The following is a 13,157-nucleotide window of genomic DNA, read 5'->3' on the forward strand; positions in this document are numbered from 1 at the left end:
TGAACTTTGTTTTCTAATTTTTAATTGGAATTATTTCCAAAACATTATGGACATAAAAAATCTCGCTAGTCATTTTCCCGCTCATGTTAAAACAGTTGCTTTTTTTGTTCTTCCGCTGGCAATGGCTTTTATTATTTTTAATATCGTGGTGCATGCCGCCGATTCAGACTGTACGAATTTGTGTGATAATGAAAGGGTGGATAATGTTCTGAAATGGACTTGTAGCGAAGGCGGGTTCAGCGAAACCGACACTATCAGGTCCAGGGCTTGCGATAAATTAAAAGCAGATTTATCCAAGGCGGAGACAGCCGCGCCTGCTTCAACGGCGGTTACGGCAAAATCAACGGTAGATTTAATAACAGAGGTTAATAAAGAGGTTTATAAAGATGAATTGGCCGAGGCTCGTTCCCAGTTTGCGGGTTCGTCTTCAAGCGCGGCCGGCGGCGCGAGTGTAGCAGATTCTCAATCTGGCGCGGGAAGCGGTTGTTATGATATGATCGGCAGAAGTTGCGTGGATGTTTGCAGGGAGGCAGACACTGATTGCGGCCAAAAACGCTGCGTGTGCGATGCCAATGGTTTTTTGACGGGAGAGGAGATGTATTGCAAGGGTGCTAGCCATAGATGGACTTTGAGGCAAAGCAGCGACTGTACTGCGGACCAGAATTTGGATCAGGTTTCCGGCGGCAATCCGGCGGCATCTGGCAGCCCAAGCAGCACGGCCAATAGTTCGGCGGCAAATATTCAATGTAGCGGCGCGTGCGACAATAGGGCGGGCCACACTTGCGGTTGGCAGGTAAGTACGCAGCGGCATTGTTATTGCGATCCGAACGATAAATCTAAAGGTGAAAACGGGACATTCCACCTTGATACCGACTTGACCAAATACTGCACTTATTGTGCGTGGGATTCCGCGGCTTGCAATTGTCTCTACACTTTTGCCGATGGCACGACAAAGAAAACGCTGGCTTTTGGCGCGGCGGTGTGCGAGGAGAGCGGTAAATCGCAGAATTTCAGCATGGTTTGCAAGGGCGGGGAAATTGAAGGAGGAGACGGCTGTTTGAATCAGGTTTGCAACAGTTCCAATCCGCTTTGCTATAACGATGGCAATACCGAAACTTGCAACAAACTGGACGAAGCGATCATCGCGGTGGCGGGCGGAAAAGATTATATTACCAGTTCGTGTTCGGAAAAAGAAATAGAAAAAAGAGAAAAGTTCAAAGCCGATAATAGCTATTGCGCGGATAGCGAGGTGTTGCGCGACCAAATGAACATTGTGATCGGGAAAGGTATTTTTTCATCGGTTTTAAACAATGCTTCCGCGATAAATAATTTGGCGCAGGGAGACGCCAAAAAAATCGCGTGTTCGAACACAAATCTCACTTCTTGCGAGAAGAGCGATGATAAAACCAACGAATACCAATGCGTGAACAGCGGCGGTTGCCGGCTTTGGAATTGGGTTACGGGCGGCGGCAAATTATGTTCGGTTAAAAATCCCGATACCGGAACAAACTGCACTTCTGTTAAGGACGGGGGGGACAAGTGTTATAAATATATTGAGCTTGTGGCAGGCAATAATTGCGTAGGTATAGGCAAAAATGAAGGCAAAACAACCCTATCCGGCGAATATAGTTGCGGGGGCAAGCCCGAAACCGCCGATAAATCGTATTTGTGCGCCAACGGCGAATTCACCGAATCAGAAAATTGCGCCTCAAAAGGCGGCTGCGAACCGGCGACCGGCAAATGCCGCGGTGATTATTCCGAACAATGCAAGGCCGGGACTTTCCCGTGCGATAAAAACGAAGAATGCGATGCGTGCGGAAGCGATTATGAATGCAAGATTTCGTCTTCGTCGGGCGGTTCGGCGTCAGGTTATACCAACGCATATAACGACGCAGATTATACCGCCGGCGGCAAGAAAGGCGTTTGCCGAAAGAAAGACGGCATAACCGGCGAGTGCAGTTTCAGCGTTGACGCGGGAACTCCCAGCGCCAGCAGTTCGAAGTGCAAAACCGGGTCAAGCTACGGCGTATATGTGCCGTTCACGGTCGATACCGAAGGAGAATGTTCGGGTATTAATTGCACAGTGGCCAACGATTTTGACAACACTTCGGTAACCGCCACGCAATCGGGAGGATCAAGCTGGTACGCGTGCGCCAAACCGCAATCAAGTTCTTCGAGTTCGGACGGGTCAAAAGGAGATAATCCGAGCAGACTGAATTTCACGATTTCCTGCACCGACGGCAAAAAAACTTCCCAAGATACCGCCAGTTGCGCGTTTCCCACCGCGGATGACAATAAATTCAAACAAGCCGAAGAAGATGAACAAGCCAGCACGACCGAGGACAAGGCCAACGAAGAGGAGCAGAAAAAACAGGATGGCACCGCGCCCAAAGTAACGGTGAACAGCCCCAAAGACACGATTTCGACCAAGACCGCGGAGTTGAATGTGACCACGGATATCGGCGCGACCTGCAAATATATGGACAGCAAGAACGGATCGTTCTCGGCGTCCAATTTTTCCGGCAACGGCATGGCGATGAGCGGATCGGGCGGCACGACCCACACGGTTACGCTGGGCAATCTGACCGAAGGAACCGCCGATGACTGCAAATACAACCATACGATCGTCGTGCTTTGCAAGAACAGCAAAGCTTCATCGAACGCGACATCCGGCGCGATCGGTTCGGGCCAGACATCGTTTACGGTCGATCTCTCCAAGAACGCCGAAAACGCGCCCAAGGTGGCGAACGGGATGAGCTCGGGAAAAATCACAATTGCCAATCCCATATTAAAGGTTAGCACCGATCGGCCCGCGGATTGCGAATATAAAGAAGGCGGCAGTTTCACTTTCAGTTCGGGTAAAAAATTCGATTCCACCGGCAATTACAACCATACCGCGCAATTGAGCGGCTTGACCGGCAAAGATTACGATTATTATGTGATTTGCAAAGACAAGGAAACCTGCGCGAAGAGTTCCGCCGATTTCAAAGTTGAGTTTACGGTCGATCTGGCGCTTGATCCGGCCAACGCGCCCAAGATTACCGCCACCACGCCCGCGACCCAGACGGTGGCCAATCCGACATTGTCGATAACCACGGAAAAAGCGGCCACCTGCCAATACAAGAAAGATGCCACTTTCACTTATGGCGATTCCTCCGCGACCCAGTTTACCACCGATGGCGACTTGGGACACACTGTGCTGTTGACGGCATGGCCGGACGGCAAATATACTTTTTATGTGGCGTGCAAAGACAAAGCCACGGGCGCGGTGAAAACTTTGGAGCAGGCGATTGTCACCACATTGGATCGGGGGCAGGGAGCGCCGACAATTGTCAGCGTTACTCCGGAAATCCAAACCGTGGATAACCCGGCGCTGTCGGTGACAACCGATATTCCGGCCACCTGCCAATACAAGAAAGACGCCACTTTCACTTATGGTTCCGGCACCGCGCTTGAAAGCGCCGATGGTTACAGCCACAAAATCTCTATTGCCGGTTTGGCTGACGGCACGCACACTTTTTATGTGGCGTGCAAATCGAAAGACGCGAGCGGAACGGCAAAAACAATGGGAAACCCGATTGTAACCAAGCTTAGCCGTACCGGGACGGTGCCGGTGATCACCAATACCACCGCCGGCAATCAAACCACGAATTCGCCCACGCTTTCGGTGAACACTTCCGCGGCCGCCACTTGCCAATATAAAGAAGGCGGCGATTTCACTTATGGCGGCGGCACTCAATTTATTACCGACGGAAGCACAAACCATAGCGCGCAGTTGGCCAATATCGCCAACGGCCAGCATACTTATTATGTGGTTTGCAAAGATACCGCTTCCGGGAATACCAATCCTTCCGGCGCGCAAATTGTTTTCACGGTTAACACTACGACCGGCGCGCCGGTGATTTCCAACACCACGCCCAACAATCAGTCCGCCGGCGCGGTCACGCTTCTCATAACCACTTCCGCGGCCGCCACTTGCCAATATAAAGAAGGCGGCGAATTCACTTATGGCGGCGGCATTCAGTTTACCACCGATGGCGGAACCGGCCATAGCGCGGTTTTAGGCAATCTTGGCGACGGCGCGCACACTTTTTATGTGGTTTGCAAAGACACGGCGACGGGTGCGACTAACGGTTCGCCGGCGCAAGTGATCTTTACGGTCACATCGGCGGCAACTTGCGCCGATTTATCGACCAACGACAAGCAAAATGACAATGATCGCAATGTTGACAACGAAGACGAATCGGATTCGGATTATTTGTGGCGCTCGCTGGAAGCCGGCACCCGCGATAAATTTACCAAAGTCGACTGGTATGCCGGGTATCAGTTCACAACCGAAAAAGACGGCCAGGTTACCCAACTCTGCGGTTATTTCGATGACGGCAGTTCCAACAAAGTGAGCTTGTACGGCGCTTCATATGCCGAATTGGCCAGCGTGCAGATTTCCGGAACAGGCGACTGGAAATGCGCCAGTATCAGCCCGGTTCCGGTTAAAACCGATAAACGGTATTATGTGATTGCGCGGGTGAAGGATGGTCCGATTTACTATGAATATAAATCCGGATTACTGCCGCGCGATAACGATAACGCCACGGTTGAAGCGGGCATCCGGCAATTGGCCGGCGAAAAATTCGGCAAAGATATTAAAAAATACGACTATATGGTGTTCGGGCTGGTTGACGCCAAAATAAAATTCACATCCGAAAGCAATAAAGGGCCGGAGGTCGATACCGCCATTCCCGTGGGCACGATTTCGGGAAACGACACAATGATCTCGGTGGCGACCGATATCGAAGCGACTTGCAAATTCAGCCGCGAGGATGTTGAATACGCGGATATGAAATACTCTTTCGCCAAGACCGGCAACAAGACGCACGAACAAAAGGTTTGCAGTCTCGACGACGGCCCTTTCACTTTCTATATTCGCTGTAAGGGCGAGACCGGGACCAACGACGCGTCGACTTTGATCCAGTTTGAAGTGAGCGATTAGATGTTTGAGATTCGCGATAAGGCCGGCCCCGGCGTATTTAACGGGGCCGGCCTCCGAGTCGTATAATTTGAATTCATTAACAAAAATTATGCCATTATCATTGTTTTCAATAAACCAAAAAAGCATTTTAGCTTTATTGTTGGGCGGATTGATTGCCTTGACCGCCGGCGCGGCTTTGGCCGCGGATTTGGTTTGGATGCCGGATTGGATTGAAAATAATGATCTTAATTTTGGCGGTTTTTCCAATTTTATCGACGCGGCGGCCGGAGCCGGATTAACCGAAGACGAAACAAGAGCGATGATAGTGGCGCTGATCAATTCCAAATTCGGCGAAGAAGATTTTCTAACGGTGTTGCGCGAGAGCAATGCTTCAGCCGCTGGCAAACTGGCGGCTTTGGCAACTGCTGATCCTACATTCCAACAGCTTCTCGATGGTATTGACATGTATGCCAAAACATCCGAAGGCAAGAATGATCTGAAAAAAATTCAAGACCAACTTGCGAATAATACAACAGGTAATACAACAGGCAATACTGAGAGCAAAGCTCAAGCAATCAAAGATTATCAGGCAAAAATAGACACCGGCACGGCAACGGAAAAAGACAAAGAGGCCTATATCGCGGCTTTGAAAGCGTCGGGAGACACGATCGTGACCGATCCTTTGACCGGCAAATCATGGGCTTATTCAAGTTACGATCCTTCCGATCCGAAAAATGAAAAAGGAAAAAATGTGATTGATACCGCGGCGCAATTCTCGCTGGACACCGGTTACGACCCTTGTCTTGACGGTTTTATGGTTGGCGGCGGCGATGAGGGCGGGGGAAGCGGGAGCGGGAGCGGGAGCGGATCGGGCAATGCTTCGGTAGTTTGCAATACTTATATTTATAATGATTGGGGGGCTTGCGCGGGAGGAACTCAATCGCGGACCATTTTTTCCAAGGGGCCTTCGGGATGCACCGACACTTCTTCGGCGCAGTTGACGCAATCGTGCGCCGTTTCCTGCACTTCCTACACCTACAGCGATTGGAGCGCGTGTTCCAACGGCAGTCAGAGCCGGACGATTAAAACTCAATCGCCGGCAGGATGCACGAATACTTCTTCGGCGGATTTGACCAATGATTGCACCGGGAATGACGGTACAGCTTGCACTTCCTACACCTACAGCGATTGGAGCGCGTGTTCCAACGGCAGTCAGAGCCGGACGATTAAAACTCAATCGCCGGCGGGATGCACAAATACTTCTTCGGCGGATTTGGCGCAGTCATGCACGGTTCAGACAGCTGTGTGCGCTTCATATACCTACAGTGATTGGAGCGCGTGCGTGAACGGCGGCCAAACCCGGTCAATGATTTCGCGGGTGCCGGCGGAATGCACCGATACTTCTTCGGCGATATTCACGCAATCCTGCGGCGTCGCCCAGCCGCCGATAGTCGCCAATACCACGAACGCGGTTCAAATCAGCTCCAATCCGGTTTTGTCGGTAACCACCAATCAGGCGGCGGTTTGCCAATATGCCGAGGCGGGCGGTTTCAGTTATGGCAACGGCGCAACCTTCAATACTACCGGCGGGTACAACCATAACACCGGCTTGAACAATGTTAATAGCGGCCAGCATACTTTTTATGTGATTTGCAAAGACAATGCCACGGGTGGCATCAGTACGGTTTTGAAAATAGATTTTAATGTCGATCTTTCGTTGGACCCGGCCAGCGCGCCGGTAATCGTTAGCGCGACTCCGGCCAAACAAACCGGCTCCAATCCGGTTTTGTCGATAACCACCGACCGGCCGGCGGCGTGCCAATATAAAAAAGACGCCGTTTTCGCGTATGGCGCGGGCGTTTCAATTTCCACGACCGATAATTATAGCCACAGCGTTTCGATTTCTTCGCTGGCGGACGGCAGTTACAATTTTTACGCGGTTTGCAAAGATAAAACCACCGGGGCGGTAAGCGCGGCGAAACAAATATCGACCGCGATTGACCGGAGCGGCAACAATCCCGCCGCGCCCGCGCTTGTTAACAACACGGATACCTATCAAACGGTTAATAATCCGATATTGGCGGTGTCCACGGACAAAGCCGCGGTTTGCCAATACGGTTCCGGCAGTTTTACTTACGGCGCCGGCATCCAGTTTGCGACCGATGGCGGCACCAGCCATAGCGTTCAACTGTCCAATATCGCCAATGGCCAGCATACTTATTATGTGATTTGTAAAGATGCCGCGACCGGAGCGGTCAGCAATGCCGGATATCAGATTATTTTCACGGTTGATGTTCTCGATGGCGATAATTGCGCCGACCTTTCGTCCAATGACCGCAAGAGTGACTCGAACCGTTCCAATTCCGGCGGCGGGAATGCCAATTCAAGCTATCTTTGGCAATCGGTTGAAACCGGCACGCGGGAAAGATTCAGCGATGTTGATTGGTATGCCGGTTACCAGTTTACTCCGGAAAAAGACGGGCGGATTACCCAGTTATGCGGTTATTTTGACAGCGGCGCCACCAATAAAGTTTCCATATACAACGGTTCCTACGCCGAGATTGCCAGCGCCCAAGTGGCCGGCAATGATTCGTGGAAATGCGTTGATATCAGCCCGCTGGAAATAGACGCCGACAGCCGTTATTATGTGATCGCGCGAGTGCAGAATAATCCGATTTATTTTGAATATAAGTCCGGAATGTTGCCGCGCCAATCCGGCGATGCCATCATTGAGGCCGGGGTCAGGCAGACGATTATCGATCAGAAATTTAAGACTGATGTGGTTAAATACGATTATATGATCTTCGGCTTGGTGGATGTGAAAATTTCTTATGATCCGGCAAGCAATTCCGGTCCGGCAATAAGCTCGGTGGGTCCGGTGGGAACGATTGACGGTTCAAGCGCCACGATATCGGCGCAAACCGATCGGCAATCGTCATGCAAATTTGATCGGGAAGATGTTGTTTATTCTTCGATGAAATACGCCTTTTCAAACAGTTCGGCGGGTAATTTCAGCCAAAAAGTGTGCGGGCTGGAAAGCGGCAATTATACCTTTTATGTGCGGTGCAAAAATGACGCGGGAAACGAGAATAATGTATCCAAGATCATACAATTCAGTATCTCGCGATAACTGATTCGTGTTTCGTTCGCGATCCGGCCAACCCGCGTTCGCGCGTTTCAACCGAAATGAAAATCTTTAAAGCAATTTTATTTCTGATTATCTTTACGATCGCGGCCGGCTTTCCGGCAAAACCGGCTTGTCGCGCGGATGATGCGGCGGCGAAGGCGGGCGTTGCCGATTCCAAAACGGAAAAAAGCTATAATTTGGATTTGAGCTACGATAACGGCCAGCTTTCGGTGAAAGGTATCACGGTGGAAAATTTCCGCGCGCCGGACCGCCGCGTCCAACCCCAGGATGGCTGGATTTGCGATATTGTTTCATCCGGCGGCCAGCTGATATATTCTTTCAGATTTTCCATTCCGGATATAACTTGCCGCGACCAGCCCGGAACGGCGGGCAACTTGGAAGGCGGATGCCAGGCGGTTGCCGCAAAGGATTTTATTTTGATCGCGCCTTATTATTCCAACGGCGCGAAGATTGTCGTTTATTCGCCCGAGGGCAACGAGGTCTTTGGCATTGATACGGTCAAGTTCGCGGATTTGTGCGGAGATGATGTGTGCCAAGCGGGCGAGAATCGCCTGACTTGCGCCAAAGATTGCCGTTCCGGAGTGAAAGACGGCGTTTGCGATGGAATCGCCGACGGTACTTGCGACGCGGATTGTTCGGAAAAAACCGACAGCGATTGTTCTCGCGGTCCGCAAGGAGTGTTGATTTATTCATTGATTGCCGCGGTTCTGGGGTTGGCTGTTTTAACAAGCTTTATCATCTGGCGGATAAACAAAAGAAAAAACAGTGATTTTATATGATTAATTTATTTTGGCGATTGTTAAAATTAAAATATCTCGCCCGGCGATTATTGTCCGCGGCGTTGGTATCCGCGATTATTGCCGGCAGTTTTCCGGTCGGAATGTCGGAAGTCCGGGCGGCTTTGCCGCAAGGAGAAAAAGAATCTTTGTCCGGCCAGGCCGGAGGCGATTACCTTTGGCAGTCGCTGGAAGCCGGCGATTTGGGAGGAATTGAAAACACATCGCAATACGCGGGTTGGCGTTTTTCGGCGTTGAAAGATGCTTATGTTACCGAGCTTTGCGGCTATTTCAAGGGGGTTTATTCGGTGAATTTGTATGACGGCGCGTATAATCTCAAGGCCAGCGGCCAGATTACCGGTTACGAACAATGGAATTGCGCTTCAATCGCTCCGATCGCGGTTTTCAAGGGCGAGAAATATTATGTCGTCGCCGAAATTTTGAACAGTCCGGTTTATTACCGGAGCGGCGCTTCGATGTTGCCGCGGCAGAATAAAGAGGCGATAATCGAAAGCGGAATAACGCAGAGAATCAATCAGCCGTTCGGATCGGATATGAAATCGGATGACAGTCGGGTTTTTGGCATGGTTGATGTAAAAATCACTTCCAAGCAGGAAGCGGAAATTTTGATTAAAAAAGCGGGCGCCAGTTTGGCGCAAGCGGTGAGCGGCGCGGCCGGAAACGAAGCGGCCGGTAATTTTTCCGCCGTTGTGCGTAATTGCGCGCATGGAAAATGCATCGCTTGCGCCGCGGAAAGCTGCCGGATTGAAAGCGACGAACAGTCGAAAGATCAGAAAGAAAATACTTTTATTCAGATTTGCGCCAAAGGAAATTGCTGGAGTTGCACCAATGAAAATTGCGCCAAAACCGATGCGGCGGGATTTGTTAAAACCGGTTATTCATTCAAGAATTGCAAGAACAATAAATGCATAAATTGCTTAAACGGCCAATGCAATGTTACCGGTGGCCAAGAGCCGACTTATTATAAGTGGGATGCGGCCGGCGGCGGAATGGATGGCGGCAGTTTCTTTATGGATACCGGTACGGGCGGAAGCGGCGGCGGGGGTTCGGGCGCGTGGGAAAGTTATTATGGCGGTAATTATTCCGGCGACGCTTTTGGCGGCGGCGGAGGAGGAGGCTTTGACGCCAAAGCCGCGGCAGTGGCGCTAGTTAATCATGCTTTCACTGACCAGGATTTTATTGACGCGTTGTTGGCTTATATGGCGGCCGCCAAAGAAGAAGGAATTACCAATACAACTCCGACTTACGGCCAGCTTGCCGAGTTTATCAATCGTGCCGCGGGCGAAACACTGATAGACACAGATTCGGTTTCCGTTAAAGAACAATCAACGGTGAGTTCGGCAATCGAGACAATGGCGCCGATCTATTCGGCTTTTAGCATGACAAAAACCGATCCCAAAACCGGCGCGCTTGTGGTAACTCCCGGAAATCCGGAAACCGCGGCTTCCACTCGGGCATCCAGTTTGACTACCGGTTGGGGTTCCAAGATGAACGCGCCGGTGGCAAAAGACGCCGACGGAAAAGAAATTTATGTCGCGGTAAATGTGGGAGAAGAGGTTACGGCCGGCAGTTCGTTTTCGGTCCCGTTGTATGTTTTGGAAAACGGCAAAATTGTTTCAAAGGGAGTAACCGGTTACAGCGTCAAAAATTCCGCGACCGCGCCTCATTCTTCCGAGGAAGCCAACGCGATAAACGCGAATGGCGGTATAGTATATGTTCCGGTGAGGGAATCGACGCCTGCCTATGGGCTTTTGAATTCCTCAACCGCGGCGACATTTACCAATAACGGGAAAAAAGCGGCCGGCGGCGGTGTTTCGCAGGTGGCGGCCGGTTTGCCGGCCAACGCGATTGTCGTTGACGCGCCTTCGGTTTCGGATAATTCTTCAACTCAAGGCGCGACGGTCGCGTCATCGGTGATTTCGGACTGGCTGCCGACCGGGTCGGCGGATAAGACCGCGGCGGCAACAACCAAAACCGGCGGCGCGGCGGCAACGGTTTATGTTCCGAAAGTTGTTGCGGCATCGCCAACCGCGATTGCTTCGGCGGATGGAACGGCCAAGATCGAATCCGATCCGCAAACCGTGGCCGATAATTCTCGAAAAATTATCGATGAAATAAAATCGCAAATGAGCGAAACCGTAGTGGACGAATCCACCGGTGAAATTGAAATTATTCCTCCGGCAAGCGAAAGAACCAATGATTTGATTTATGCTTGGGGTTCAAACACGCTTGGGCAGGCGGTGGGCCAAATCGAGGTAACGGCCAACGCGGATGGAACGCCGATAAACGCATCAACCGTAATCGCGCACCAGGCGATAACATATTCCCCGGCGGCGGTTCGGACGATTACTGAAGGCGGCGAAGCAAAGACATCATTGGTTTATGCCGCTCCGACAACCTATTATTTGACTGAAGAAGATGTCGCGTCGATTAAAGCGGGAAATGTTCTTTATGCGCCGGTAGTCGCGGCCGAGCCGCTTAGTTTGAATTCCGGAATCGGATCGGAGTTTCAACCGGTGGAGAAAACCGGCAACGCGAACACATTGACCACCGGCGCGCCCGGACATTCTTTCCAAGCAACGGCTCAAGTGTCGGATTCTTCGGCCGGCGGCGCTCAACAAAATGATACGGTTTCCGATACGGCGCGGGCGATAGAAAATACCGGCGGGTTGTCTCTCGTTGACAGTCAGAAAAATTTTTTGGACGACGGCAACGAGATACCGTTAAGCACGGAGATATTTTATAGCGACGCGGTAAATTGGCTGCGTTTGCCGTCCGGTTCAATTAAAGATTCTTACGAAACGATTGCCGCGGCGGATTACCGGCGGGCGGGGTATTTTGAATTCAGAGACGCCGGTTTGTCTTTTAAAAAAATAATTTCCAAATCTTCCGGTTCGGCGGCCGCGGCAGTCGGCGATCTGTCGGCCGGAAGCGGCGATGCTTCCGCGGCCGGCACCGCGGCCAAATCCAAAAATAAAGGGCCGTTCGTGATTGGTTACGATCCGGTGATTACCGGCAATCAGATGCCGGAAATTTCCGTCAAAACCGACAGAAAAGCGGTTTGCAAGGCCGCGCCCTATGATCTCGAATATGGTTTGATGTGGAATATATTGGAAACTGCCGATGGCAAAAACCATCAAAAGAAATTTACCGCGCAGTTAAACGAGGGAACATATACTTTTTATGTCCGCTGCAAGGATGAAGCGGGAAATTTAAATATGTTTTCCCAAAAAATTGTATTTACGGTTGATAAAAGTTTTGACGAAAAAATTGCTTTTAACGAGGTGCCGCCAACCATAAGTTCCGCGGGCGCGCAAGTTCTAAATTCCAATGCCAAGATATCGGCGAACATCAAGAGCGGGGTGCCGGTGGACGGAGTCGAAGCGCGGGTGCGCGACCGAAACGGCCGTTTTGTCGCGGCGTTTATTTTGGCGGATGGCGGCAACGGCAATTGGAATTATGACTGGCAAAATGTTGCCGGCATCGGCGCGGGCGAATACAAAATTGATATATTCGCGAAAGACGCGTCGGAAAATTTTTCCGAGCAAAAAAACGCCGTTGCTTTTACCGTGGCGGCAACCGCCGCCGGCAATTGCAAAGATATGAAAATGGGAGGTTCGTTCGCGAAAAAGATCGATGTGGTTTTCGTTCCCTGCGGTTATGGAAGCGATCTGGTTTCTTTTGAAGCGGATGCCGAACGCCAGATTGAACAGTTTTCCAAATTCGCGCCGGTTGCCCAAAATATCGATAAATTCAATTTCCGCGCGGTGGAAGTTTCCGGTCTTGATTGCGCCGATGATTTGAAGGATAATATGGATAAGGATGCCGAAATTTTTCGCCAAGTCGCGCGGCCTTGCCTGCCGGACGCGGTGATGGTTTTGAAAAAAAATTCCCAAGGATCGGCCCACGGCATTTCTTTGGCGGGCGCGGGAATAGGGTTTGTTTCGGCTCAAGCGCCGACCGCTTCCATCCATGAACTCGGACACGCTTTTTTCAATTTGAACGATGAATACAGTTATGGTTGCACTTATACCGATATGTCAAATTCTCCAAATTGTTCCAATGAACCGAAATGCGAAAAATGGAAAGATTTGGCGGGCGCGGGGTGCTATTCGGGGTGTACTTGCGAGGGTAATTACCGATCGTCAAACGATAGCGTGATGCTTGATCCGTCGCGGGCCACGCAGTTCAGTCCGGCGGCCAGCCGCCAAATTTTAAAAATACTGACTGTTTTTGAATAATC

At 51.0% G+C, this 13,157-nt stretch carries 4 protein-coding genes; all 4 read left to right on the forward strand.

What is annotated here, in order from left to right; all coding sequences use genetic code 11:
• The first annotated feature begins 46 nt into the window (after positions 1-46).
• The 4 genes from L7H18_00945 to L7H18_00960 all read left to right on the forward strand — a co-directional run bounded on the left by L7H18_00945 (position 47) and on the right by L7H18_00960 (position 13,155).
• Entirely contained in the window at positions 47-4,990 is a 4,944-nt protein-coding gene (locus tag L7H18_00945; protein ID UMX48094.1) for a hypothetical protein, read from the forward strand.
• Between the two features lie 88 nt (positions 4,991-5,078).
• A complete protein-coding gene (locus L7H18_00950) occupies positions 5,079-8,099 on the forward strand; it encodes a hypothetical protein (GenBank protein ID UMX48095.1) in 3,021 nt (1,006 codons plus the stop codon).
• Positions 8,100-8,155: 56 nt separating this feature from the next.
• On the forward strand, positions 8,156-8,896 hold the full coding sequence (locus tag L7H18_00955; GenBank protein UMX48096.1) for a hypothetical protein: 741 nt from the start codon (positions 8,156-8,158) through the stop codon (positions 8,894-8,896).
• A complete protein-coding gene (locus L7H18_00960) occupies positions 8,893-13,155 on the forward strand; it encodes a M64 family metallopeptidase (protein UMX48097.1) in 4,263 nt (1,420 codons plus the stop codon). The genes L7H18_00955 and L7H18_00960 overlap by 4 nt, the downstream gene beginning before the upstream one ends.
• The last annotated feature ends 2 nt before the right edge of the window (positions 13,156-13,157 follow it).

The organism is Candidatus Nealsonbacteria bacterium DGGOD1a (assembly GCA_022530585.1).
Taxonomy (GTDB): Bacteria; Patescibacteriota; Minisyncoccia; order Minisyncoccales; family UBA5738; genus UBA5738.